This window comes from Micromonospora sp. SH-82 (assembly GCF_051132485.1).
Lineage (GTDB): Bacteria > Actinomycetota > Actinomycetes > Mycobacteriales > Micromonosporaceae > Micromonospora.
The window spans coordinates 1,594,234-1,620,039 of sequence record NZ_CP148049.1 but is presented as its reverse complement, the minus strand read 5'-3'; the positions used below and the strand labels follow the sequence as shown (position 1 = coordinate 1,620,039).

The following is a 25,806-nucleotide window of genomic DNA, read 5'->3' as shown; positions in this document are numbered from 1 at the left end:
GCGACATCCGGCGCATACTCACGGTGACCGGGCCGGGCATGACGGGGGCAGCGGATGGGTGCGGGTTCGCGGATCCCGACGGCTCCCCGTCGGCTCCGGTCGCTGCGCGCCTGGTTGCTCACCCCACCGGATGTGGGTCCCGCGCGCCATCCCGGCCCGTTGGCGGCCACGCCGCAGACCCGCCGTCACTCCTGGTGGCGGGTGATGTGTCTGACCGGGGTGGACTACTTCTCCACGCTGGGATACCAGCCGGGGATCGCGGCGCTGGCCGCCGGGGCGCTCTCCCCGGTGGCCACCCTGGTGTTGGTCCTGGTGACCCTGCTCGGGGCGTTACCGGTGTACCGGCGGGTGGCGGTGGAGAGCCCGCACGGCGAGGGGTCGATCGCCATGCTGGTCCGGTTGCTCCCGTACTGGCAGGGCAAGCTGTTCGTGCTGGTCCTGCTCGGGTTCGCGGCCACCGACTTCATCATCACCATCACCCTGTCGGCGGCGGACGCCACCGCCCACCTGGACGAGAACCCGTTCTGGCCGACAGCGTTGAAGGGCCACGAGGTGGTGGTGACCCTGGTGCTGGTGGCGCTGCTGGGGGCGGTCTTCCTCATGGGTTTCAGTGAGGCGATCGGCGTCGCCGTGGTCCTGGTCGGGGTGTACCTGACGGTGAACGTCGTGGTGATCGGCGACGCGCTGTGGCGGGTGGCCACCCATCCCGGTGTGTTCGCCGACTGGTCGGCCGCGTTGACCCGGCAGCACGGCGATCCGGTGTCGATGGTCGCGGTGGCGCTCCTGGTCTTCCCGAAGCTGGCGCTGGGGTTGTCGGGCTTCGAGACGGGGGTGGCGGTCATGCCCCACATCCGGGGTACGCCGGGCGAGCCGGAGGCCCGTCCGGTGGGACGGATCCGGGCGGCCCGTCGACTGCTGACCACCGCCGCCGTCGTGATGAGCGTCTTCCTGGTGACCAGCAGCGTCGTCACCACCTTCCTGATCCCGGCGGAGGAGTTCCGGCCGGGTGGGGCGGCCAACGGGCGGGCCCTGGCCTACCTGGCGCACGAGAACCTGGGGCAGGTGTTCGGGACCGTCTACGACGTCTCCACCATCGCCATCCTGTGGTTCGCCGGGGCGTCGGCGATGGCCGGGTTGCTGAACCTCGTCCCCCGTTACCTGCCCCGGTACGGGATGGCGCCCACCTGGTCCCGGGCGGTCCGGCCCCTGGTCCTGGTCTTCACAGCGGTGGCCTTCCTGATCACGATCGCCTTCGGCGCCGACGTCGACGCCCAGGGTGGGGCGTACGCGACAGGGGTGCTGGTCCTGATCACGTCGGCGGCGACGGCGGTGACCCTGTCGGCGCACCGACGTCGGCAGACCGGCCGCCGGTTCGCCTTCGCCCTGATCACCGTGGTCTTCGTCTACACGACCGGGGCGAACGTGGTGCAGCGCCCGGACGGTGTGAAGATCGCCGCGTGTTTCGTCACCGGGATGCTGCTGGTCTCCCTGCTGTCCCGGTTGTCCCGCGCCTACGAGCTGCGGGTGGACACCGTCGACCTGGACCCGCAGGCGCGGTGGATCATCGACGAGGCCGCCCGTCGGGGGCGGATCCGACTCGTCGCGCATCCGGTGGCCGACCAGCGGCCCGAGGCGTACCGGGAGAAGGTGGCCGAGACCCGGGCGGACCACGAGATCCCCGGCGACGCCGACCTGATCTTCGTCGAGGTACGGGTCACCGACCCGTCGGACTTCGAGACCAGCCTTCCGGTCCGGGGCAGGACGGTCGGGGCCGGGACGGGTGAGGGCGGGTACCGGGTGCTGGCGGTGGAGAGCACCTCGGTGCCGAGTGCGTTGGCGGCGCTCCTGCTGCACGTGCGGGACCGCACCGGCCGCCGTCCCCACGTCTACTTCTCCTGGACCGAGCAGGGACCGCTGGCGAACCTGCTGCGCTACCTGGTCGTCGGCCGGGGCGAGGTGGCGTACGTGACCCGGGAGATCCTGCGTCGCCAGGAGCCGGACCGGTCCCGCCGCCCCCACGTCCACGCCGGCTGACCGGATCGCGTCGGCCACGTGCCCGTCGGCCGCCCCGGGTCCGCGCCCGCCGCCGACCGGGGCGGGCCGGGTCAGCCGGTGCCGACCCCGAGGAGTCGGCGGATCCGGCGTCCGATCCGGGCCTGCAACGGGACCCTGGGGGGCTCGGGCGGCGTGGGGGGCGTCGGGGCGACCCCGTCGGCCGGCACCTTCACCGGCTTCGGCAGCCGGGTGTCCAGGGTCCACCCACAGTTGTGGATCCGGGCCTTGAGCACCCAGGTCCCCTCGGTCCGCCCACCGTTGAGGGTGGCGAAGTCGATCCGGGTGGTGCTGCGGTGGACGAGGTGGAACGCGCCGGGTGGACCGCCCGGCGCGGGGATCCGCTCGGTGCGTGACTCGACGGGCAGGAAGACCTCCTCGCTGGTCTCCTTGCGGAGGGCGACGAGATCCATCTTCGCCGCGGCCACCTGGGCGGTGGCGTCGGCCCGGTCCGCGTCGACCTCGGGCACCGGGAGGGTCAGCAGGTCCCGCCCCTCGTCGTGGACGAAGGTGACGGGCTGTTCACCGGAGACCAACCCGCCGGAGACCTCGACGGTGAGGACCGTCCCGTCAAGGTCGCGTCGGTCCAGGGTGGCGGTGGCGCGGATGCCGGTCTCCCACTCGGCGAGGGAGCGCAGGTCGCCGAGGCGGCCCTGCTCGGCGAGGTACGCCACCACCCGCTGTCGGGGTGGCAGCCCGGCGGCGACGCCGGGCGAGAAACGGTCCCGGATGATGTTCCGGACCTGGTGGGCGACCTTCTCCGTCCAGTCCTCGGGGGCCTCCAGCAGCGCCTTCCCGGCGAGCCTGTTGACCATTTCGTTGCGCAGCCACCGGCGGTGCAGTCTGTCGCGCAGCGGTCCGGGGCGGGTGTACCCGTCGACGACGTCGAGGGCCTCACGCAGATTGGTGTAGTAGCCCTCCGGATCGAGCCGGGTGGCGGTGACGTTCCCCGCGTCGGGCCGCCGGAAGTGGTGGTAGCAGGCGTAGTCGGCGAGTACGCAGATCCGGCGGGCGACGAAGTACGACCTGACCACCATGACGTGGTCTTCGAGGCGGCGTCGCCCCTCCGGGAAACGGATCTCGTTGTCCAGCAGCATCGACCGTCGGAACAGCTTGTGACAGGTCATGCTGTCGATCAGCGGGGCGTTCTCCAGGGTCGCGTCGAACCGGTTCCTGCGGAACAGCTCCCGGGGCACCCCGCGCCCGTGGCCGACCATCTTGCCGATGACCATGTCGGCGTCGTACTCGTGGGCGCAGGCGTGCAGGCGTTCCAGGGCCTCGTCGCCGAACCAGTCGTCGTCGTCGGCGAAGAAGACGTACTCGCCCCGGGCCTGGTCGACGCCGAGGTTGCGGGGGCGCGACGGCCAGCCCGAGTTCTCGATGTGCAGGACCCGCATGTTCGGTTCGGTGGCGACCAGTTCGTCGAGGCGGGCCGGGGTCTCGTCGGTGGACCCGTCGTCGACGAACAGGACCTCGAACTGGTCCCGAGGCATAGACTGACGCTGTAGCGAGATGATCAATTTCTCGATGTACGGCCCGGGGTTGTAGGCCGGCACCACGACACTCACCTTGGGCTCGTTGGCTGTGATGGTCATGCTCTCTTCCTGAGCAGTGGTCGTCCTCACCCAGGAAGACGATCGTCGAAGGCGAACGGTTGCGGTGTCGCACTCAGACTATTCCCGTTTTGACGCGGAATCCGCCTCTCATCCGTCGCCGGGAGTGGCGACTCGCCGTGGCGATGCCGGACGGAACCTTCCTCCCAACCTGATTGATCCAGTGCCGACGGGGAAGTTTCCCCAGCACGGACGGGCACCTTTCATGGGAGGGATGAAATGGCTCACAACCAGTTTCAGCAGCAGGACCCCAAGGACCAGTTCCGCTCCCCGGACGAGCAGACCGGCGGGCAGCAGTCGCCGCCGGGCCAGACGGGCAAGATGCCCGACACCCCCGACCACGGGGAACGGAGCTATCGGGGCAGCGGTCGGCTCACCGGGAAGCGGGCCGTACTCACCGGCGGGGACTCGGGGATCGGCCGGGCGGTCGCCATCGCGTACGCCAGGGAGGGCGCCGACGTCCTCTTCACCCATCTACCCGAAGAGGAGGAGGACGCCCGGGAGACGGCACGGCTGATCACCGAGGCCGGGCGGACGGCGGTGCCGGTGGTCGGTGACATCCGCGACGAGGGGCACTGCCAGGACGTGGTCGAGCGGGCGGTCGCCGAACTCGGCGGCGTGGACATCCTGGTCAACAACGCCGCGTACCAGATGGCCCAGGAGGGCGGCATCCTCGACATCGACACCGAGCAGTTCGACAGGGTGCTCAAGACCAACCTGTACGCGATGTTCTGGCTGACCAAGGCGGCCGTACCGCACATGGGCGAGGGGTCGGTGGTCATCAACACCGCCTCGATCCAGGCGTACCAGCCCTCGTTCCAGCTGTTGGACTACGCCACCACCAAGGCGGGGATCGTCAACTTCACGAAGGCGCTGGCGGAGAACCTGGCGGACCGGGGGATCCGGGTCAACTGCGTGGCACCGGGCCCGATCTGGACCCCGTTGATCCCGGCCACCATGCCCGAGGAGAAGGTCGAGTCGTTCGGCGGCGACACCCCGCTGGGCCGGGCCGGTCAACCGGCGGAACTGGCCCCGGCGTACGTCTTCTTCGCCTCGCAGGAGTCCAGTTACATCACCGGTGAGGTGCTCGGTGTCACAGGCGGCAAGCCGCTCCCCTGACCGACCCCGACGCGGCGGTCGCGGGGTGTCGCATTCCTGACCGACCTTCGGCCGACAGGCATGGATTCCGGCTGGTCAGGGTAATTGATCGACATGGGCACGCTCCACTTTTCCGCACCGATGGTGAAGGCCGTCGAGGTGCAGCAGTGGCGACTGACGACCGGGGCGGAGCTTCGTGAACTACGCGCCTCCCTGCATCGCACGCTGACCGGCAACCAGCTGCTCGACGGGGAGAAACTGGACGACGTCCCCGAGCAGATGGCGTTGGTGGCGACCGAACTCGCCACCAACGCCCTGCGGCACGGGCTGCCGCCGACGATCGTCACGCTGTTCAGCGCCGACGAGTGTCTGCTGCTGGACGTTGCCGACCACGACCTGGGCACGGTCCCGGAGTTGGCCGACACCCGCCCCGCCGAATCCGGCGGACGGGGTCTGCTCCTGGCCCGTCGGCTCTCCCTCGACGTGGGCTGGTACGCCACAGCGACCACCAAGCACATCTGGGCGACGTTCCCGCGCCGCGCCGGCAGACCGAGCCCCTGACCGGTGGGGCCGCACCCGGTCAGGGTGCGGCCCCACCGGTCACCGGGGGCGGTGCGGTGCGATGGGGTTGGCGAGGGAACCGATCAGTTGCAGGGCGGCCGACGGGTCGGCCAGGTCCACCATCTGCCGGTTGTTGCGCAGCTGGAGCCGGTTGAGGCAGGAGAGCGCGAACTCCTCGGTGAACAGGTCGTAGCGGGCGAGCCGGTCGGCCAGGTGGGGCACCCGGTCGCGGTAGGCGGCGGCGCACTCGGCGACGGTCCGCCAGAACTCGTCCTCGGCGAGGACACCGGCCTCGGCGAGGACCGCGTTGAGGTGCCGCAGGAAGCAGTCGAAGACGTCGGTGAAGATCGACAGCAGCCGCTCCTCCTCCGGGACCCGGACCTGGATCCGGCCGACCAGGGGCGGCAGCTCGACGTCGGGGTCGAAGACGACGATCTCCTCGGCGATGTCCTTGAAGATCACCCGCTGCACCACCCCGCCGTCGAGCACCAGGATGACGTTCTCGCCGTGCGGCATGAAGGCCAGGTCGTGGGCGTAGAAGGCGTGCAGGAGCGGAGTCAGGTACGCGTCCAGGTAGCGCCGCAGCCAGTCGGCCGCCGGCAGCCCGGACTCCTCGATCAGCGCCGCCGTCAGGGACCCGCCCGCCCGGTCGGTGTGCAGCAGGGAGGCCATCGTGGCCAGCCGCTGCCCCGGCTCCAGTCCGGGCACCGGGCTCTCCCGCCAGAGCGCGGCCAGCATCTTCCGGTACGGGGAGTACCTGTCGGTGGCCGCCTCGTACTGCCTGTTGCGGTAGCCGACGGCGGCCCGTTCCCGCAGGATGGTCAACCCGGTGGACCGGAACACCTCGTCGGCGGCGATCAGGTCGGCGAGCCAGTCGTTGATGGCCGGGGTGGCCTCCATGTACGCCGCCGAGAGCCCTCGCATGAACCCCATGTTCAGCACCGACAGGGCCGTCTTGACGTAGTCCCGGTGCGGGTTGGTGGCGTTGAAGAAGGTCCGCACCGACTGCTGCGGCAGGTACTCGTCGGGTCCCTCGCCGAGACAGACCAGGTGCCGTCGGGCCACCTCACCGGCGAAGGTCACCGACAGCTTGTGGAACCACTGCCAGGGGTGCACCGGGATGAGGTGGTGGTCGTCGAGGTCCAGGCCGAGGTCGGCCAGGGTCCCGGCGAAGTGCTTCAGGGTCTCCTCGCCGAGTTCCTGCCGCAGGAAGGTGGAGTGGTCCAGCTCGGTCGAGCAGGTGAAGACCGAGTGGTCGCGGTGGGCGGCCAGCCAGATCAGGCGTACCGGCTGGGCGGCCTCCGGCGCGTACCGGTGCTGGTCGTGGCTGCCGTACCCGAGTCGGCCGTTGTTCGCCACGAAGCAGGGGTGCCCCTCGGTCATCCCCGACTCGATGCTCTGGAAGTCGGCCCGCGCCAGGGCCGCCGCGTCCACCGCTGGTTTGTGCAGCTTGAACGCCCCGCCGGCCAGGGTGGCGCTGATCTCCTCCAGGTAGACCGGGAGGATCTCGTCGGTGAGGCCGAGCGCGCCGCGCAGCTCGGTGCAGAACTCGACGGCGTCCACCGGCAGTTCGACGCCGTCGCGGTGCCGGGTGAGGCTCGCCAGGTCGATCTGCCAGTGCTCCAGGGCGAGCAGCCGGGCGGTGAACCGGTAGGTGACGGTGGCGTCGTCGCTGCGCACCTCGTACCACCGGGGGCCGGGGTCGGCGGTGGCGACCGGGGTGGGGACGATCAGGCGTTCGTGGGCGAACTCGGCGAGCGCCTTGCGGACCAGGTGTCGGTTCGCGGTGGCCCAGAGTTCGGGGGTCAGGTGGGCGACGGCCTCGACCGGATTCACGCCGGCACTCCCTTCTGCCCGACGGCGGCCGTGAAGGCCGCCCGGGTGGCGGTACTGAGCAGGGCTTCCTTGGTGGGCAGGGTGACGGTTCCGACGACTGTGAACCCGACGGCGGCGTTGAGGGCCTGGACCGCCCTGTTGTCGACGTCCGGCTCGACGACCACCCGGCGCACCGAGGGGTCGGCGAAGAGCCAGGTCATCACCGTGGTGATCACCGCCCGGGTGAACCCGGGGACCGGCTGGTCGGTCGGGGCGCAGAGGAAGTGCATCCCCACGTCCCCCTCCTGCCTGTCGTAGCGGCCGACCAGCTCCACGTGCGCCGGGTCGTACCGCTCGGCGAGGAAGGTCGGTCGCCCCCGCCACAGCCCGAGGTACGCCTCGTGGTGCGGGTGGTCGGCGATCCGCTGGTACTCGGTGACGACGGCGTCGAGGTCGGCCTCCTGCATCAGCCAGTACGCGGCCTTCGGGTGGGTCACCCACCGGTGCAGCAGCGCGGCGTCCCCCACCGGGTCGAGGGTACGCAGTGCGAACTCACCGAGCCGGGGGTCGGTGTGCCGGAACACCGTCTCCCCGGCGGTCACGACGCCTCCCCGGAGGGGGCGCCGAACTCCTGGAAGGCGATGCTCTTCTCGATCGGGTAGTGCTCCCGCCCGAGCAGGTCCCGGATGATCGACGAGTTCCGGTACGGCCCCATCCCCAGGTCGGGTGAGGTGACGCTGTGCGTGTGGGTGCCGCTGTTCTGCAGGAAGACGCCCCGGCCGGTCTGGTCGACGCTGTAGTTGCGGGCCACGTCGAAGCGGCCGTGCGAGTCGAACCGGAGCCGGTCGGTGATCCCGGCCAGGAACTCGGGGACCTGGTAGTGGTAGCCGGTGGCCAGGACCAGCCCCTCGGTGTCCAGTGTGAAGTCCCGGCCCTGTTCCACCTGGCGCAGGCCCAGGGTGTACCGGCCGTCGCCGTGGACGGCGCTGGTGACCTCGGTGTTGGTGAGCAGTCGGGTGTCGACGGGTCCGGCGATGCTCCGGGCGTAGAGCAGGTCGTAGATGTCGTTGATCAGGTCCGAGTTGATCCCCTTGAACAGGTTCTTCTGTTCGCTCTCCAGCCGGTACCGGGTGGGCTCGGGCAGACCGTGGAAGTAGTCCACGTAGTCCGGCGAGGTCATCTCCAGGGTCAGCTTGGTGTACTCCAGCGGGAAGAACCGGGGCGACCGGGTCACCCAGGTCAGCTGGTAGCCGTGGGTGTCCTGGTCGGTGAGCAGGTCGTGGTAGATCTCCGCCGCGCTCTGCCCGCTCCCGACCACTGTCACGCTGCGCCTGGCCCGCAGCGCCTCCCGGTGGGACAGGTACGCCGAGCTGTGCACCACGTCCCCGTCGAGGTCCCGGCAGGCCGGCGGCAGGTACGGCGGGGTGCCGGTGCCGAGGACCAGGTGCCGGGCGGTGAAGGTGGCCTGTCCACCGGTCGCCGCCACGGTGGCGGTCACCGTGTAGGTCTCGTCGGCGTCGTCGTACCGCACGTCGGTGACCTGGTGGCCGAAGCGCAGGTGCGGGAGCTTCCCGGCCGCCCACCGGCAGTAGTCGTTGTACTCGGTGCGCAGCGGGAAGAAGCTCTCCCGGATGTAGTACGGGTACAGCCGCCCCTGTTCCTTCAGGTAGGCCAGGAACGAGTAGGGCGAGGTGGGGTCGGCGAGGGTGACCAGGTCGGCCAGGAAGGGGGTCTGGAGGCGGGTTCCGGCCAGCAGCATCCCGGGGTGCCAGTCGAAGTCCGGCCGGGCCTCCAGGAACACCCCGTCGAGGTCGTCGAGGGGTTCGGTGAGGCAGGCCAGGCCCAGGTTGTACGGGCCGAGCCCGATGGCGACGAAGTCGTGGGTGGACATGGGGTGCTCCAGACGCGAGGGGCGGGTCATCTCAGACGTGGCAGGTGAGGGTGGCGGCGCGCTGCTGTCGGGCGTACCGGCGGGCGTGCCCGGCGAGCAGGTCCAGCACGTACGCGACGTCCGCCCCGGTGGTCTCCGGGTTGAGCACCGTGAACTTGAGGTACTGCCGACCGTCGACGACGGTCCCGGCGACCATTCCCGCGCCGGAGGCGGCGAGGGCCTCCCGGGCGTACCTGTTGGCGGCGTCGGCGAGGTCGTGGTCGGCGTCGTCGACCGGTCCCCCCTCGCCGGTGTCGGGCAGCCACCGGAAGACCACGGTGCTGAGCTGGGAGCGGGTCACCACCTCGAAGCGCGGGTCGGCGTCGAGCATCCGCCACGCCTCGGCGGCCCGGTCCAGCACCTCGTCGAAGAGGTCGCCGAGGGCGTCGGCACCCATGACCCGGAGGGTGAGCCAGAGTTTGAGCGCGTCGAACCGTCGGGTGGTCTGGAGGCTCTTGTCGACCTGGTTGGGGATGCACTCCTGCACCGTCCACGCCGGGTTGAGGTAGTCGGCGTGGTAGGTGGCGTGCCGCAGGGCGGCCCGGTCGCGGACCAGCAGGGCGCTGGAGGAGACCGGCTGGAAGAAGGACTTGTGGTAGTCGACGGTCACCGAGTCGGCCCGTTCGATGCCGTCGAGCAGGTCCCGCCGGGTCCGGGAGACCAGCAACCCGCAGCCGTACGCGGCGTCGACGTGCAGCCGTACGCCGTCGGCGGCGCAGGCGTCGGCGATCGCCGGAAGGGGGTCGATCGAGCCGAAGTCGGTGGTACCGGCGGTCGCCACCACCGCCATCACCACCAGGCCCTGCTGGTGGCACCGGTCGAGTTCCCGGCGCAGCGAGACCGGGTCCATCCGGCGGGTGGCGTCGGTGCCGACGGTGACCACCGCGTCCGGGGCGAGGCCGAGCAGGGTGGCCGCCTTCTGGACGCTGAAGTGCCCGGCGGCGGAGGCCAGGATCCGCAGCCGGGGCAGGAGGTCGGCTCGGGTGGCCGGGCCGGGGCGGTCGGCTGCGGCCCGGGCGCAGGCCTCCTCCCGGGCGATCAGCAGGGCCTGGAGGTTCGACTGGGTGCCGCCGCTGGTGAAGACGCCGTCGGCGGTGGGGCCGAACCCGATCCGACCGGCCGTCCAGTCGATCAGGCGACGTTCGATGAGGGTCCCGCCGGCGCTCTGGTCCCAGGTGTCCAGGGAGGAGTTGACGGCGCTGAGGATGGCCTCGCCGAGCAGGGCCGGGAGCACCACCGGGCAGTTGAGGTGGGCCAGGTAGCGGGGGTGGTGGAAGTAGACGGCGTCGCGCAGGTAGAGCTCGTCGAGTTCGTCGAGGGCGGCTGTCGTCTCGCCGAGGGGTGCGTCCAGGTCCACGGCGGCGATCTGCGGGGCCAGCTGCGCCGGGGTGATCCCGGTGAAGGGTCTGTCGGTGCCGGCTATGCGTGTGGCGACCCTGTCGACTCCGGCTGCCAGGACCCGCCGGTACTCCTCCACCGTCCCGTCGTTGAAGAGGTGCTCGCGGCCGCTGGCCGGATGGATCGGTGCGTTCTCGACGGGCTCACCGGGCTGGCTCATGGCAGGTCCTCCACGATCTACAGTGGACAAACGGTGCCCGGCGCCGTCCCCGGACGCATCGACCGGGCCCTGCTCCGGGCGACACCTCGCGATCGACCGGGGACGACCTGCGATGGCGACTTAGGTTAACCTAACCTAATCACCTGTCAATACTTCTCGCCACTCGAACACACCGGAGCCCACACTGTCTGTCATCAACGAGCGGGTGTTCCGGGACCCCTGGGGCGTCCCCCACCTCCGCGCCGACGACCACCTCTCGCTCGCGTACGCCCAGGGAAGGGCCACTGCGCTGGACCGCGCCTGGCAGCTCGAAGTGGAGCGACACCGAGCCCAGGGCAGTAGCGCAGCGTTCCTCGGCACCGAGGCCGTGCAATGGGACACATTCGCCAGACAGGCCCGCCTCGTCGACACCGCCCGCCGGTGTCACGCAGGCCTCGACCCGGCCACCGCCGCCTGGGTGGGGGCCTACGTGGACGGGGTGAACGCGGGGCTCGCCGAGGGTGCCGCGCGGGCTCCCGAGTTCGCCGCGACCGGTGTCGTCCCCGGGCGGTGGGAGCCGTGGACCCCCCTGACGCTCTGGCTGTCGCACCACATCCTCTTCGCCGGGTTCCCCAGCAAGCTGTGGCGCGAGGAGGTGGCCCGACACCTCGGCGACGGGGCACTCGACCTCTTCGCCGCCGACGGGCCGGTGAGCGCCGGAAGCAACGGCTGGCTGGTCGCCGCCGGGCGGACCGCCACGGGCGCGGCGTTGATCGCCGGTGACCCGCACCGGCTCAGCGAGGACCCCAACGTCTACCAGCAGGTCCGGCTCGCCTGCCCGGAGTACGACGTCCTCGGGTTCGCCGTGCCCGGCGTCCCCGGGATCGCCCACTTCGGGCACGCCGGATCGGTGGCCTGGGCGATCACCAACGCGATGGCCGACTACCAGGACCTGTACGCCGAACGTCTGCGGCGCGACGGCGACGCCGTCCAGGCCCTCGGCCCGGACGGCTGGGCCGACGCGCACGTCCACGTCGAGACGGTCGAGGTGGCCGACGCGGACCCGGTCCGGGTCGAGGTCGTCGAGACGGCACGCGGCCCGGTCGTCGTCGGCGGGCCGGAGGGCGTCGTCGACGACCGGCACGGGTCGAACGCCGTCAGCCTCCGCTACCCACCCCGGGTCCGGGGCGACCTGGGCTTCGACGCCCTCCCCGCCCTGCTGCGGGCCCGGACCGTCGGCGACGTCGACCGGGCCCTCGACGGCTGGGCCGAACCGGTGAACGTGGTCCTCGCCGCCGACACCGACGGGGGGCTGCTGCACCGGGTCGCCGGGGCGGTCCCGGTCCGTCACCCTGACAACCTGCGACGGGTCGTCCCGGCCTGGGACGCCGGACACGCCTGGCAGGGCTGGCACACCACGATGGCGCACGCCGAGGTCGACGGGGTCGCGGTGATGGCCAACCAGAGCGGGATCGCCACCGGGTACGGCGTGGAGTTCGCCCCGCCGTACCGGGCCGACCGGATCAGGCACCTGCTCGACGCGGGCACCGGGTGGACCGCCGACCGGATGCCGGAGGTCCACACCGACACGTACCTCGCCTCGGCGGAGCCGGTGCTCGCCCGGCTCGCCGCCCTCGACGGGCTCGACCCGGCCGCCACCGCCCTGCGGGACCGGCTCCTGCGCTGGGACCGCCGGATGGACGCCGACAGTGCCGACGCCGCCGCGTACGCCGCCGTCCGACACGCCGTGGTACGCCGACTCGCCGCCCGACCCGCGTTCGCCGGGCTGGCCGGGCCGCTGCCGTACCCGGAGATCTTCCGGCCCTGGCTGTCGCTGACCTCCCGGGTCGGGTACGCGCTGGCCCCCCTCCTGGCCGACGACCGCCTCCCCGACCTGGACCGCGACGGCGCCCTGCGAGCCGGGTTGACCGACGCCGCCGCCGACCTGGACCCGACCGTGACGTGGGGGGACGTGCACCTGGTGAACCCGTGGCGGGTGCCGGTGACAGTCGCGGCCGAGCGGTTCCCGGGGATCTCCGGTGACCACGACTGCGTCCTCGCCACCTCCAGCGTCCCCGGGGTGACCGACTACGCCCTGCGGGTACCGGTGGCCCGGTACGTCTGGGACCTCGGCGACAGGGGGGCCGGCGGGTGGGTGGTGCCGTTCGGCGCGTCCGGCGTCCCCGGCGACCCGCACCACCGCGACCAACTGCCCCGCTGGGTGGCCGGTGACCTGGTCCCGGTGGTCACCGACTGGGCCCGGCTGCACCTCTGCACGGACGTGCCCGGCTTCGGGCGGGTGACGATCCGACCGGTCGAACCGGTCGCCGACCTGGACGTGATCCACTCCTGGGTCGGCCAGGAGCGGGCCCGGTTCTGGGGGATGCGGGACCTGGACCGGGAACGGGTCGGCGAGATCTACGCCTTCCTGGACTCGCTGGACACCCACCACGCGTACCTGCTGCACCGGGACGGGGTGCCGGTGGCGTTGTTCCAGACGTACGAGCCGGAGCACGACCCGGTCGGCGAGGCGTACGACGTGCAGCCCGGCGACTTCGGCATCCACCTGCTGGTCGGCCCGCCGTCCACCGACGGGGTGGAGCCCGGATTCACCGGCACCCTGCTGCGGGCCTTCCTCGACTTCGTCCTGGCCACCCCCGGCCGGACCCGGATCGTGGCCGAGCCGGACGCCCGCAACGCCAAGGCCGTCGCCCGGTTCGTCGGTGCCGGGTTCGTCCTCGGCCCGCAGATCGACCTACCGGACAAGCGCGCCCAGCTGGTCTTCCTCGATCCCACCACCCTCCCCGGCTGAGGTCGGCCGGACCCTCGACCTGTCCACCGGCTGTTCTCCACGGCCCCCTCGGTGCCCACCGCACCGAGGGGGCCGTGACCTTTCCACCCGGCGTCTCCGGCGCGCAACACCCGGGGTTCTTGCTAACGGAAATCATTTCCATAAGGATGGGGGTCTCTGAAGAGCTGGACGGGAGACGAGATGGGCCATCTGTTGGTCGTGGAGAGCTGGGTGGGCGCGATGAGCGCCCTGTTGCCGAGAGCCGTGCGGGAAGGAGGACACCGCTTCACCTTCCTCACCCGGGACCTGCACCACTACCTGCGCACCACCCCTGCGGGCACGGTCCACCCCCTGCTGGCGGCGGAGAACGTCCTCACCACAGAGACCAACGACGTACCGGCGCTGTTGGCCCACGTGTCCCGGCTGCACGACACCTTCGGGTTCGACGGCGTGCTCACCTCCTGCGACTACTACCTGGGCACCGTCGCCCGGGTCGCCGCCCACCTCGGGCTCCCCGGCGCCGCCCCGGAGGCCGTCGAACGGGCGTACCGCAAGGACCTGGCCCGCGCCGCGCTGCGCCGCGCCGGGGTGCCGGGGCCGGAGTTCGCCGTGGCCCAGGGGTGGGCCGAGACGGTCACCGCCGCCGAGGAGATCGGCTACCCGCTGGTCGTCAAGCCCGTCGACCTCTGCGCCGGGATGCACGTGCGACGGGTCGACGACACCGCCGGACTCCGGGCCGCCTTCGACGCCCTGGCCGAGTTCCCGGTCAACGCCCGTCGCCAGCACCGGGTCCCCCTGATCCTGCTGGAGGAGCTGCTCACCGGCCCGGAGGTGAGCGTCGAGACCGTCACCTCGGCCGGCGTCACCACAGTGGTCGGAGTGACCGGGAAGCGGCTCGCCGGGGCACCGTGGTTCGTGGAGAGCGGCCACCTCTTCCCCGCCGACCTGCCACCGGAGGTCGGCCGGGCCGCCGCCGACACCGCCGTCGCGGCCCTCGCCGCCGTCGGCCTCGACCACGGGGTGGCCCACACCGAGCTGCGGTTGACGGCTGCCGGTCCCCGGGTCGTCGAGATCAACCCTCGGCCCGCCGGAAACCAGATCACCGAGCTGATCCGCCGGGTCACCGGGATCGACATCCCGATGGCGTACGCGCAGCTCGCCCTCGGCGAACAGCCGGACCTCACCCCCACCGACACCGGGGTACGCAGCGCCGCCATCGCCTTCCTGCTCCCGCCCCGGGCCGGAACGGTAGCGGAGATCACCGGGGTCGACCGGGTGACGGCCGATCCCCGGGTGGTCGACCACTCCCACCGGCCCGCCGGGCACCGGACCGACGACGCCAACAGCAACAACAGCTACCTCGGGCACGTGACCACCGTCGACACCACCGGCCCGGGAGCCCTCGACGTCGCCGAGGACCTGGTCGCCGGCCTCGACGTCCGGTACGCCGACGAGCTGACCGGGATCCCCGCGTGACCGCCCCGACCACTGCCGGCACGCCCCGACCCGGCGACCCGACGGCGGGTCCGACACCTGCGGGTACGCCGATCGGGCAGACCGGATACCTGTCGGTGGACGACCTGCGGGCAGCGGTGTCGGCCTGTCGACTCGGCCCCGACCCGACGGCCACCCGGGTCGACGTCGGGTTCGTCACCAGACAGGGCGCCCGGCACGCCGGGCGCAACCGGGCGTACCGCAACGAGGTGCTGAGTCTGCGGGTCGGGGCGGCCGTCGGCTCCTGTGCCGTGGAGCCGGGGGAACTGCCCGACGACGTCGCGTACGACTGTGTCGGGGCGACCGTCGCCGACCTGCTCACCCACCCGCTCACCCCGGTCCGGGTCGCGGCGCTGGACGCGTACCTGATGGCGGCCCGCCCGCACGGGGAGTCCGGCGCGGAACCGGTGCTCCTGCCCGCCGGGACGTCGCTCGCCAAGTCGACGGCGCGGGCCGCCTCCGTGGTGGACCTCCTCCGGGTCCGGCCGCCGACCACCGTCCTGGTGGTCGGGGTGGTCAACTCCCTGCTCGCCGAGCTGCGCGGCCGGGGGTTGCGCTACCTGCCCTGCGACCGGGTCGGCGGGGTCACCGAGTGGGGCGAGCGGTGTCACACCGACCCGATGCCGCTGCTCGACGCGGCGGGGGCGCTGCTGGTCTCCGGGATGACAGTGGGCAACGGGACCTTCCAGCCGCTGCTGGAACACGCCCGGGACACCGGCAAGCCCCTCGTCGTGTTCGCGCAGACCGGCAGCGCGGTGCTGCCCCGGTTCCTCGGTGCGGGGGTGACCGGCGTGTCGGCCGAGCCCTACCCGTTCTTCTGGCTCGACGGCGGCCCGACCACCCTGCACCGCTACCGGACGGTGCCGGCATGAGCGCCCCGCACCTGCTCACCCTGGTCGGCCGGACCCCGGTGACGTACGTGGAGGCACCGCTGCCGTACCGGCACGGCGGGTTCTGGGCCAAGGTGGAGTGTGCCGGGCCGGGCGGGATGAAGGCCCGTTCGGCGGTGGCCATGCTGACCGCCGCCCGTGCCCGGGGAGAGCTGACCCCGGGTGCCCCGGTGGTCGAGTCGACGAGCGGCACCCTCGGGATCGGGCTCGCCTTCGCCGGGCAGGCCCTCGGCCACCCCGTGCACCTCGTCGTGGACCGGGAGCTGGAACCGTCGATGCGGGCCCTGCTCGGGGCGTACGGGGCCCGGTTGGAGATCGTCGACGCACCCGACCCGGTGGGTGGCTGGCAGCGCGCCCGGCTGGACCGGCTGGCCGCCGTACGGGCCGGGACGCCCGGTTCGTGGTGGCCGGACCAGTACCACAACCCGGACAACGCCCACGGGTACGCGGGCCTCGCCGACGAGGTGGCCGGGCAGGTCGACGAGGTGGACGTGCTGGTGTGCAGCGTCGGCACCGGCGGGCACAGCGCCGGGGTGGCCCGGGCCCTGCGCCGCCACTGGCCGCACCTGCGGCTGGTGGGCGTGGACACCGTCGGTTCCACGGTGTTCGGCCAACCCGCCCGGCCTCGGTTGATGCGGGGGTTGGGCAGCAGCATCCACCCGGGCAACGTCGACCACGACGCCTTCGACGAGGTGCACTGGGTGGGGCCGGCCGAGGCGGTGGAGAGCTGCCGCCGGTTGGCCCGGTACGCCTTCGTCACCGGCGGGTGGAGCACCGGGGCGACCGCCCGGGTGGCCGCCTGGGTGGCCCGGACCGAGCCGGGTTCCCGGGTCCTGGCGATCTTCCCCGACGGCCCGCACCGGTACCTGGGGACGATCTACGACGACGGGTGGTGCGCCCGGCACGGGCTCCTCGGCCCGACCCGGGGACACCCGGTGGAGATCGGGCATCCGTGGTCGGTCGAGGTGACCCGGTGGAGCCGCTGCCGCACCGTCCTCGACCCCCTCCGGTCCACGCCCCTCACCCCCGCCGAACGCAGTGAGGTGGCGGCGTGAGCGAGCGCAGCGAGCGGATCAGCGATGCCGGGGGCGGGAGCGGGCGGATCGCTGTGTGGTGGGCGGGGTATCCGCTGGTCCTGCGTGAGCCGCTGCGGATCTCCCGGTCCAGCATGGCGCGCCGCGACGCGGTGGTGGTGCACCTGGGACACGGCGGGCACACCGGCCACGGCGAGGTGGTGACCAGCGGCTTCCTCGGGCTGGACACCGACCGGATCCACTCCCACCTGACCCGGCTGGTCGACCGGGTCGCCGGGTACGACGCCCCGGAGTCGCTCCGGGACGACCTCCCGACGGTCACCGCCGACCTGCATCCCGGTGTCGCCGCCGCTGTCGACGCCGCAGTCCACGACCTGCTCGGCAAGCTGACCGGGGTGCCGGTGCACCGGCTGGTCGGCGCCCCGGAGCCGGGAGCGGTGGGCACCGCGTACACCATCGGGTTGGTCTCTGCGGCCGAGGCGGGGACGGCCGCCGGTCGGCTGGCCGCCGCCGGGTTCGGGGTGTTGAAGGTCAAGGCCGGGGACGCGCACGACCTGGACCGGGTCGCGGCGGTCCGCGCCGCCGCCCCGGACGCCCGGCTCCTGCTCGACCCGAACGGCGGGTGGACCCCGGAGGAGGCCGTCCGGCGGCTGGAGGCCCTGGCCCGTCACCGGCTGGACGCCGTGGAGCAGCCGATCGCCGCCGGTCGGGTCGACAGGCTGGCCTGGGTGTCCGCCCGGACCCCGGTCCCGGTGGTCGCCGACGAGGACGCGGCCACCGAGGCCGACGTGCCCCGGCTGGCCGGTGCGGTGGCCGGGGTGAACGTGAAGCTGGCCAAGTGCGGGGGGATCGGGGCCGCCACCCGGATCGTCGCCGCCGCCCACGACCACGGGATGGACGTCATGCTCGGCTGTCTGGTCGCCAGTTCCCTCGGCATCGCCCCGGCGCTGCACCTGGCCGGGTACGCCCGCTGGGTCGACCTGGACGGCCATCTCCTGCTGGCCGAGGACCCGTGGACCGGCATCGGTGGCCACGACGGGGTCCTGCACCCGGGGGACGCCCCCGGCCTGGGCGTCACGTCCCGGCTGACCGGTCGGGTCGACCCGGCGGGGGTGACCCGGTGACAGCGACCTGGCGTACGCTGCGCAGCTTCCCGACGGCGATCCAGCTCCTGGTGGTCAACCAGTTCGGGGTCAACGTCGGGTTCTACCTGCTGCTGCCCTTCCTGGCCGGTTACCTCGCCGACGACGTCGGGCTCTCCGCCGCGCTGATCGGGTTGATCCTCGGGGTCCGCAACCTCAGTCAGCAGGGGCTGTTCCTGCTCGGTGGCACCGCCGCCGACCGACTCGGGTCCCGAGGCGTGATCATCGCCGGTTGTGCGCTGCGTACCGTGGGATTCGGGTTGTTCGCGGTCGGGGTGTCCCTGCCGGTGCTGCTCGCCGCCTCGGTGCTGTCCGGGCTGGCCGGGGCGCTGTTCAACCCGGCGGTCCGGGCCTACCTGGCGCAGGCCGCCCCGGACCGGCGGGCCGAGGGGTTCGCCCTGTTCAACGTGTTCGCCAGCGCCGGGTCCCTGGTCGGGCCGCTGCTCGGCGGGGCGCTGCTGCTGATCGACTTCCGGGTTGCCGCCCTCGGCGCGGCCGGGGTGTTCGCCGTGCTCACCGTCGCCCAGGTGCTGGTCCTGCCGCCGCAGCCGAGGGTGGCCAGCGGGCAGAGCGTGCTCGGCGACTGGCGGGAGTGCGTCACCGACCGCCGGTTCATCGCCTTCACCCTCGCCCTGAGCGCCCTGTACGCCTCTCAGAACCAGCTCTACCTGGTCCTGCCGGTGCAGGCCGAGCAGGCCACCGGGCATCCGGGGGCGGTCGCCGCGCTGTTCGTGGTCTCCACGGTGGTGACCCTCGCCTGGCAGGTGCCGGTCACCGCCGCGTTGCAGCGGCACCTGGCCCGGGGGCCGGCGATCGCATTGGGACTCGCCGTCCTGGGCGGCGGTTTCCTCCTGCCGCTGGTGTCGCTGCCCGGCCCGGCCCCGGTCCGGCTCCTTCCGGTGTTGGGAGCCGCGCTGCTGCTCGCGGTCGGGGTGATGATCGCCCAGCCGTTCGTCCTGGAACTCATCCCGGCGTTCGCCAGGGGCGGGTTGACCGGCACCTACTTCGGGTTGTTCTACCTGGTCTCCGGGGTGGTCGCGGCGGTCGGGACGGCGGCCGTCGGCCGGGCCATGGACGACGCGACCACCACCACTGCGGTACCGGCGGTGGCCTGGCTCCTCTGCGCCGGGCTGGGCCTGGCCTCGGCGGGGTCGGTGTGGCTGCTGCACCGCGCCGGGTGGCTCACCCCCCGCCCGGTCCCGGCCACACCGGCACCCGTCGTCGCCGGGGAGGTCAGGCGGTGACCGGACCGACGGTCGTCTCGGCGAACCTGCTCACCGACAACCCCCAGCTGTACGAGGCACAGTTCCCCGACCCGGAGCACCGGGCCGCCCGGTTCGTCGCCGACCTGGTCGACAGGTACGCCCCGGAGTCCGGCCGACGGCTGCTCGACGTGGGGTGTGGCACCGGACGCGACGCCGGGCACCTCGCCGGGTCGGGCTGGGCGGTCACCGGCATCGACGTGTCGGAGCGGATGCTCGCGTACGCCCGGGACCGCCACCCCGGCGTCCGGTTCGTCGCCGCCGACATGCGCGGGTACGCCCTACCCGGCCCCTTCGACGTGATCACCTGCCTGGACAGCGCCCTGCTGTACTGCCACACCAACGCCGACCTGACCGCCTTCCTCGCCCGCTGCCACGCCCACCTGACCCCGGGTGGGCTGCTCGTGGCCGAGATGCGCAACGGCGCGTACTTCCTCGGGGGCGGCACCGACCTGCTCGACGGGGAACGGACCCGGACGGTGCACTGGCGCGGCACACCCTACACATCGCACACTCTGTTGTGGATCGACCACGGTGAGCAGTTGCTGCGACGGAGGCGGACGTGGACCTGGCCGGGTTGCCCGCAACCCCTGGTGCAGACCTCTGCCTGGCGGCTGCTCTTCCCGATGGAGCTGCGACACCTGCTGGACACCGCGGGCTTCGACGTACCGGCCCTCTTCGACACCCCCGGCCCGCGCACCGACCCGGCGTGGCACGCCGGGGCCGCCGTGGGCACCGGACTCACCGGCGACCGGCTGCACCTGGTGGCCCGCCGCCGCGCCGACAGCGCAACCCGCTGACCGGCCGACCCACCCCTCGCTCCACGGAAGGAACCTCCATGAATCCCCCCTCGCTGCGTGCCGCCGGGCTGAGCCGACGTGCCCTGCTCGGCGGCGCGGTCGCCCTCTCCACAGCCGCCCTGGCCGGCTGCGGCGGTGACCCGGGTACGCCCGGCACCGGCCCCGGCTCACCTCGACGCGGCGGCCGACTCCGCGCCGTCTTCGCCGGCGGTGGTGCCAACGAGACCCTCGACCCGCACCTGGCCAACCTGTTCAACGAGGCGTCCCGGGCCAAGGCGGTCTTCGACAAGCTCGCCGACTACGGCTCCGACGTGTCGATCGTGCCCCGGCTGGCGAGCACCTGGGAGCCGAACACCGACCTGACCCGGTGGCGGGTCACCCTCCGGGAGGCGACCTTCCACGACGGCCGTCCGGTCCGGGCCGCCGACGTCCTGCACAGCTACGCCCGGATCACCGACCCGAAGCGGGCGTTCCGGGCCCGGGCCAGCCTCGCCCTGCTGGACCTGCGCGCCAGCCGCGCCGTCGACGACCGGCGGATCGAGTTCGCCCTGACCCGCCCGTACGCGGAGTTCCCGAACCTGTTGGCCGGCTTCGGCGCGTACGTGGTGCCCGAGGGGACCGACACCTTCGACAGGCCGGTCGGCTCCGGCCCGTTCCGGTTCGAGTCCTTCCAGCCCGGCCGGTCCCTCCTGCTCAAGCGGTACGAGGACCACTGGGACGGTGCGCCCTACCTCGACGAGCTGGAGTACCTGATCGGCAACGAGGAGTCGGCGCGGATCAACGCCCTGCTCGGCGGGCAGGTCGAGTACGCCCACGACATCACCCCCACCTCCGCCCGCACCTACGCCGGCGACGACCGGGTCGACGTCGTGGCGATGCCCAACAGCACCATGCAGGGCTTCACCATGAAGGTCGACCGACCCCCGTTCGACGACCGGGACCTCCGCGAGGCGATGTTCCTGCTGACCGACAGGCAGCAGCTCGTCGACACGGTGCTCTCCGGGGCCGGACAGGTCGGCAACGACCTGTACGGCAAGGGCTACCAGCACTACGCCGACGACATCGCCCAGCGCACCCCCGACCTGGACCGGGCCCGTTTCCTGATCCGCCGGGCCGGCGCGGAGGGACTCCGGGTCGCCCTCGACACCGCCGCCGTGGCCAGCGGTTTCGTCGAGGCCGCCAGCACCTTCGCCGAACAGGCCCGACAGGTCGGGCTGACAGTGGTGCCGACCACCGGGAACAAGGACACCTACTGGCGGGACATCCTCACCAACGGGTCGTTGGCCTCCTACCGGTCCGGGGCGATGCCGATCGAGACGCACATCTCGCAGCGGCTGCTCACGAACAGCACCACGAACGCCACCCGGTGGACCCGACCCGACTTCGACGCCCTCTACGTCCGCGCCGTCTCCAGCACCGACGAGGGGGCCCGCCGCCAGGCGTACGGGGACATGCAGCGGATGCTGCACGCCGAAGGCGGCTTCCTGATCTGGGGATTCGCCGACTTCCTGGTCGCCACCGCCCCGAGGGTGGGGGGCGTGGCCGTCAACGCCCCCGCCAACACCCTGGACTGGGCCCGCTTCGACAAGGTCTGGTTGGGTTGAGCCTGCACCGGTACGTCGGCCACCGGCTGCTGCTCGGCCTCGGGCAGGTCGTCGGCGTCGCCACCGTCGTCTTCGTGCTGACCGAGGCGCTGCCCGGGGACGCCGCAGTGGTGATCGCCGGGGAGCAGCCCGACCCGGCCCGGATCGCCGCCGTACGGGAGCAGTTGGAGCTGGACCGGCCCGCCGTGCAGCGGTACCTCGACTGGCTCGCCGACCTGCTCCGGGGGGACCTGGGCGTCTCACTGGTGTCCGGGCGGCCGGTGGTCGACGTGCTGACCGGTAACGCCGCCCCCACCGTGCTCCTCGCCGCAGTCACACTGCTGCTGCTTGTACCGGTGGCGGTGGGGGTGGGGATGCTCGCCGCCCGACGCGAGGGCGGCCGACTGGACCGGGCCCTGTCCGCAGTGGTGGTGGGTCTCTACGCGGTACCCGAGTTCGCGCTCGCCGTCCTCCTCGTCGCCCTCTTCGGGGTGCACCTCGGGTGGTTCCCGCCGACCGCCGTCGGCACCGGCGGGAACCTGCTGGCCCAACCGGCGGTACTGGTCCTGCCGCTGGTCGTCCTGCTGGCCCGGCCGATCTGCTCACTGAGCCGGCTCACCCGGGCCGGGATGATCGAGGCGGCCGGGTCGGCGTACGTGGCGCACGCCAGGAGGCTCGGGATCCCGGGGCACCGGCTGTGGCTGGGACACGCCCTGCCCAACGCGCTGGCCCCCGTGGTCCAGCAACTCGCCCGGACCACTGACTGGCTGCTCGGAGGGGTGATCGTGGTCGAGGCGGTCTTCGTCATTCCCGGACTGGGCACCGCCCTCGTCGACGCGGTCACCGCCCGGGACGTGCCCACGATCCAGGGGCTCTGTGTGCTGGTCGCCGTGGTCACCGTCGCGGTGAACCTGGTCGCCGACGTGGTGGCGTTCCGGTTGGCACCCCAGACCGGGGCGGTCCGGTGAGGCCCCGGGCGGTGGTTGGCGCGGTGCTGCTCGCCGTACCGCTGCTCGTCGCCCTGGTCGGGCCGGTGGTGGCCGGGGAGCCGGGCGGGCGGGGACGCCCGTTCGTCGGGGACGGCCCGCTGGGGACCGACTTCGTCGGCCGGGACGTCCTCACCCAGGTGCTGCTCGGGGGACGGACGGTGGTCGGGGTCGCGGTGGCGGCCACCGCGCTGGCGTACCTGGTCGGCGTGCCGCTGGGCCTCTGGGCCGCGACCACCCGACGGCGGTGGCTGGACGAGCTGCTGATGCGCCCCCTGGACCTGATCCTGGCGATACCGGCCCTCCTACTGTTGATCATGCTGTCGGCGACGGTCCCGCGCGGAGCGGTCGCCCTCGTGGTGATCGTCGCGCTGATCGGCCTCCCCGAGGTCGCCCGGATCAGCCGGGCCGCCGCCCTGCCGCTGGCCCACGGCCCGGCCATGGAGGCGATGCGGTCGTACCGGGAGAGCTGGTCCCGCCGGGCCGTCGGCTACATCGGCAGAGGGGTACGCCGAGTGCTGCTCGCCGACGCCGGGGTCCGGTTCATCGGGGCGCTGTACCTGGTGGCCACCGCCAGTTTCCTCGGCATCGGGGTGGCCCCGGACGCCGCCGACTGGGCGGTGATGGTGGACCGGAACCGGGCCGGACTGGCCCTGCAACCCTGGGCGGTGGTGGCCCCGGCCGCCCTGGTGGTCGCCCTCGCCATCGGCGTCAACCTCACCACCGACCACCTCCTCGCCGGAAGGAAGGGCCGGTGACGGGGGCGGTGGACGGACCGGTCGCGGTACGGGTGGTGGGGTTGCGGGCCGAGGCCGGTGGGCGACGGCTGCTCGACGGGGTCTCGTTCGACCTGGCCGCCGGGCGGATACTCGCCGTCGTCGGGGCGTCCGGCAGCGGCAAGACCACCCTCGGCCGGGCGCTGCTCGGCGAGGCCGGTCCGGGGGTCCGGCTGACCGGGACGGTGCAGCTCGCCGGGCGTACCGTCACCACTGCGCAGCCACCGCCACCGGGCGGCGTCGGGTACGTACCCCAGCACCCGGCCGCCGTGCTGAACCCGGTACGCCGGATCGGCCCGGTGCTGCACGAGATCGCCCGCCGCCACCCACCCGTCGACGGCGAGCGCGAAAGCGACGACGGCGACGGCAGGGGCGACAGCCGAGGTCGGGGCTGGATCGGCGGCCGGTGGGGGGTCGGGCGGGAGTCGGCTCGGGCGGCTGTCCGGGGGGTGCTGGAACGGGTCTCGCTCCCAGCCGACCGGGGAACGCTGCGCCGTTTCCCGCACCAGCTCTCCGGCGGCCAGCAGCAACGGCTGGTCATCGCCCACGCCCTGCTGGCCGGGGCCCGGCTCCTCGTCGCCGACGAGCCCACCACCGGTCAGGACAACCTGACCCGGCAGGACGTCGCTGCCGAACTCGCCGCCCTGGCGTCCCGGGAGGGACTGGCAGTGGTGCTGCTCAGCCACGACCTGCACCTGGTTCGGGCGGTCGCCGACGACCTGCTCGTCCTGCACCGGGGCGTACCCGTCGAGTCCGGACCGACCGGGAAGGTGTTCGCCGTACCCCGGCATCCCTGGACCCGACGCCTGGTGGCCACGACCGGGCCGACCGACGCGCCGGGACACCTTCGCACCGCAGCCGAGACCCGACAGCGCGAGGACCGACAGCGCGAGGAGAGACCGCGCGAGGACGCAGACCGCGAGTACGCACACCGCGAGGAGCGGGCCGGTGGTCGACGGTTGCTCGACGTGCGCGGACTGGTGGCCGGACACGGTCCGAACACCGTCCTGCGGGTGGTGGACGTCCAGGTGGCAGCCGGGGAATGTCTCGCTCTGGTCGGCCGCTCGGGCAGCGGTAAGACAACTCTCGCCCGTTGTGTCGCCGGGCTGCACCGGCCGCGCGCCGGAACCGTCGCGTTGGCGGGTCGACCGCTCGCCGCCACTGTGGACGACCGCAGCCTCACCGACCTCGCCTCGGTGCAGTACGTCTTCCAGGACGCCCGGGCCGGTTTCGATCCCTGGCGGACGGTCCTCGACCAGGTGGCCCGCCCGGCGGTACGGCTGCACGGCCACCCTGTCGACGTGGCCCGCGCGGCGGCCCGCGCCGCCCTGGATCGGGTGGGCCTGGCCGGGGACCTGGTGACGCGTAACCCGGGGCGGCTCTCCGGTGGGGAACTGCACCGGGCTGCGCTGGCCCGCGCCCTGCTCGCCGGGCCCCGGCTGCTGGTCTGCGACGAGATCACCGCCGGGCTGGACGGGGTGACCCGGGATCGGATCCTCGACCTGGTCGACGAGGTACGCCACGCGGACGGGTTGGCCCTGCTGGTGATCAGCCACGACCGTGACGTGGTGGCCCGACTGGCCGACCGGGTGGCGGTCCTGCACGACTGTCACATCGTCGAGGAGGGTCCGGCGGCCACCCTGCTCACCGCGGCTCGGCACTGGTTGACCCGGTCGTTGCTACCCGACGACGTCACACCAGACCGCACGCCACAGGACGCCGTCGCGCCCGGTCCGCCGGCAGACGCCGTCACGCCCGATCGCACAGGAAAGCCGATTGCACAGGAAAGAGTCAGTTCGGATGATCAGTGACATCCTCGGCGGGTATCAGGTCCAGCTCGCCGGACAGCACCATCTCGACGGCGCCCGGGGCGTCATGCTCGACACCTTTTATCACGTCTTCGGTCACGGGTACCGTCCCGAGTGGCACTTCGACGTGATCGACCTCGATGGGACGTACCTGCGGCCGGACCGGCACGCCCTCTTCGTGGCGACCCTCGGCGACCGGGTGGTGGGCACCACGGCGGTCCGTGCCGCCGGGCCGAAGAGCCCGCCGCATCCGGAGTTCCTGGCGCGACGCTATCCGGACGCCACTACCGCCCAGCTCTTCCGGGTGTACGTGGATCCGGCGCACCGCCGTCGGGGCCTGGCCCGTGCCCTGGTGGAGCTGGCGGTGGCCTTCGTCGCCGACCAGCCCGGGTACCGGGACCTCTACCTGCACACCGACACCGGTACGCCCGGCGCGGAGGCGTTCTGGCGGTCGATGGCCCGACCGGTCCACGACGCCCGGGACGGCACCTGCCGGACCGTCCACTTCGAGATCCCCCTGCCGGGTCGGGACGGCACCGGTCGGGCACCGGACCTGTTCGCCGCCGCAGCCGCAGCAGGCTGAGCGGCTGACCGGGTCGACGGGGTGGTCGGCAGAGGCCGCCCCGTCGGCCCG

General features: G+C 72.7%; 20 protein-coding genes and 1 pseudogene. 16 read left to right on the top strand and 5 right to left on the bottom strand.

Going from position 1 to position 25,806, the window contains the following annotated elements; translation table 11 throughout:
• Nucleotides 1-54: 54 nt before the first annotated feature.
• Nucleotides 55-2,034: an amino acid transporter gene (locus WHN02_RS07555; RefSeq protein WP_434742682.1), complete on the top strand. Its 1,980-nt coding sequence runs from the start codon at nt 55-57 to the stop codon at nt 2,032-2,034.
• A 71-nt stretch (nt 2,035-2,105) separates the two neighbouring features.
• On the opposite strand, the gene WHN02_RS07550 is transcribed toward WHN02_RS07555, so the two are convergent.
• Complete coding sequence (locus tag WHN02_RS07550) at nt 2,106-3,647, bottom strand: glycosyltransferase family 2 protein (protein WP_434742681.1); 1,542 nt, start codon at nt 3,645-3,647, stop codon at nt 2,106-2,108.
• Nucleotides 3,648-3,884: 237 nt separating this feature from the next.
• On the opposite strand from WHN02_RS07550, the gene WHN02_RS07545 reads away from it, so the two are divergent.
• Both WHN02_RS07545 and WHN02_RS07540 read left to right on the top strand, forming a co-directional pair.
• Nucleotides 3,885-4,784 (top strand): SDR family oxidoreductase, encoded by a 900-nt coding sequence (locus WHN02_RS07545; RefSeq protein ID WP_434742680.1) that lies wholly within the window; start codon nt 3,885-3,887, stop codon nt 4,782-4,784.
• 120 nt (nt 4,785-4,904) lie between these two features.
• The gene (locus WHN02_RS07540) at nt 4,905-5,324 is read left to right on the top strand and encodes an ATP-binding protein (protein ID WP_434742679.1); all 420 of its coding nucleotides are present in this window, start codon (nt 4,905-4,907) and stop codon (nt 5,322-5,324) included.
• 39 nt (nt 5,325-5,363) lie between these two features.
• Here WHN02_RS07540 and WHN02_RS07535 read toward each other — a convergent pair whose 3' ends face one another.
• The 4 genes from WHN02_RS07535 to WHN02_RS07520 are packed head-to-tail and all read right to left on the bottom strand — an operon-like array spanning nt 5,364 to nt 10,627.
• A complete protein-coding gene (locus WHN02_RS07535; RefSeq protein ID WP_434742678.1) occupies nt 5,364-7,160 on the bottom strand; it encodes an IucA/IucC family protein in 1,797 nt (598 codons plus the stop codon).
• Nucleotides 7,157-7,741 carry a GNAT family N-acetyltransferase gene (locus tag WHN02_RS07530; protein WP_434742677.1) on the bottom strand — a complete coding sequence of 195 codons (585 nt, stop codon included), beginning with the start codon at nt 7,739-7,741 and terminating at the stop codon, nt 7,157-7,159. The genes WHN02_RS07535 and WHN02_RS07530 overlap by 4 nt, the downstream gene beginning before the upstream one ends.
• The gene (locus WHN02_RS07525) at nt 7,738-9,030 is read right to left on the bottom strand and encodes a lysine N(6)-hydroxylase/L-ornithine N(5)-oxygenase family protein (protein ID WP_434742676.1); all 1,293 of its coding nucleotides are present in this window, start codon (nt 9,028-9,030) and stop codon (nt 7,738-7,740) included. Before WHN02_RS07525 ends, WHN02_RS07530 begins: the two co-directional genes overlap by 4 nt.
• 31 nt (nt 9,031-9,061) lie before the next feature.
• Nucleotides 9,062-10,627, bottom strand: a complete 1,566-nt coding sequence (locus WHN02_RS07520; RefSeq protein ID WP_434742675.1) for a pyridoxal phosphate-dependent decarboxylase family protein — start codon at nt 10,625-10,627, stop codon at nt 9,062-9,064.
• Between the two features lie 193 nt (nt 10,628-10,820).
• On the opposite strand from WHN02_RS07520, the pseudogene WHN02_RS07515 reads away from it, so the two are divergent.
• The 13 genes and pseudogenes from WHN02_RS07515 to WHN02_RS07455 all read left to right on the top strand — a co-directional run.
• A pseudogene (locus WHN02_RS07515) lies at nt 10,821-12,872 on the top strand (penicillin acylase family protein); the annotation flags it as partial.
• On the top strand, nt 12,870-13,418 hold the full coding sequence (locus WHN02_RS07510; protein ID WP_434743859.1) for a GNAT family N-acetyltransferase: 549 nt from the start codon (nt 12,870-12,872) through the stop codon (nt 13,416-13,418). The pseudogene WHN02_RS07515 and the gene WHN02_RS07510, both read left to right, overlap by 3 nt.
• Nucleotides 13,419-13,598: 180 nt before the next feature.
• A complete protein-coding gene (locus WHN02_RS07505; protein ID WP_434742674.1) occupies nt 13,599-14,873 on the top strand; it encodes an ATP-grasp domain-containing protein in 1,275 nt (424 codons plus the stop codon).
• Nucleotides 14,870-15,763 carry a hypothetical protein gene (locus WHN02_RS07500; protein ID WP_434742673.1) on the top strand — a complete coding sequence of 298 codons (894 nt, stop codon included), beginning with the start codon at nt 14,870-14,872 and terminating at the stop codon, nt 15,761-15,763. The genes WHN02_RS07505 and WHN02_RS07500 overlap by 4 nt, the downstream gene beginning before the upstream one ends.
• Nucleotides 15,760-16,836: a PLP-dependent cysteine synthase family protein gene (locus WHN02_RS07495; RefSeq protein ID WP_434742672.1), complete on the top strand. Its 1,077-nt coding sequence runs from the start codon at nt 15,760-15,762 to the stop codon at nt 16,834-16,836. The genes WHN02_RS07500 and WHN02_RS07495 overlap by 4 nt, the downstream gene beginning before the upstream one ends.
• A complete protein-coding gene (locus tag WHN02_RS07490) occupies nt 16,833-17,939 on the top strand; it encodes an enolase C-terminal domain-like protein (RefSeq protein WP_434742671.1) in 1,107 nt (368 codons plus the stop codon). The genes WHN02_RS07495 and WHN02_RS07490 overlap by 4 nt, the downstream gene beginning before the upstream one ends.
• Nucleotides 17,936-19,201 carry an MFS transporter gene (locus WHN02_RS07485; protein WP_434742670.1) on the top strand — a complete coding sequence of 422 codons (1,266 nt, stop codon included), beginning with the start codon at nt 17,936-17,938 and terminating at the stop codon, nt 19,199-19,201. Before WHN02_RS07490 ends, WHN02_RS07485 begins: the two co-directional genes overlap by 4 nt.
• Entirely contained in the window at nt 19,198-20,019 is an 822-nt protein-coding gene (locus WHN02_RS07480; protein ID WP_434742669.1) for a class I SAM-dependent methyltransferase, read from the top strand. The genes WHN02_RS07485 and WHN02_RS07480 overlap by 4 nt, the downstream gene beginning before the upstream one ends.
• A gap of 38 nt (nt 20,020-20,057) precedes the next feature.
• A complete protein-coding gene (locus WHN02_RS07475; protein WP_434742668.1) occupies nt 20,058-21,623 on the top strand; it encodes an ABC transporter substrate-binding protein in 1,566 nt (521 codons plus the stop codon).
• A complete protein-coding gene (locus WHN02_RS07470) occupies nt 21,620-22,570 on the top strand; it encodes an ABC transporter permease (protein WP_434742667.1) in 951 nt (316 codons plus the stop codon). Before WHN02_RS07475 ends, WHN02_RS07470 begins: the two co-directional genes overlap by 4 nt.
• A gap of 11 nt (nt 22,571-22,581) precedes the next feature.
• Nucleotides 22,582-23,346, top strand: a complete 765-nt coding sequence (locus WHN02_RS07465) for an ABC transporter permease subunit (protein WP_434742666.1) — start codon at nt 22,582-22,584, stop codon at nt 23,344-23,346.
• A complete protein-coding gene (locus WHN02_RS07460) occupies nt 23,343-25,175 on the top strand; it encodes an ABC transporter ATP-binding protein (protein WP_434742665.1) in 1,833 nt (610 codons plus the stop codon). The genes WHN02_RS07465 and WHN02_RS07460 overlap by 4 nt, the downstream gene beginning before the upstream one ends.
• Nucleotides 25,165-25,755, top strand: coding sequence for a GNAT family N-acetyltransferase (locus tag WHN02_RS07455; RefSeq protein WP_434742664.1), 591 nt, complete (start codon nt 25,165-25,167; stop codon nt 25,753-25,755). Before WHN02_RS07460 ends, WHN02_RS07455 begins: the two co-directional genes overlap by 11 nt.
• Nucleotides 25,756-25,806 lie beyond the last annotated feature (51 nt).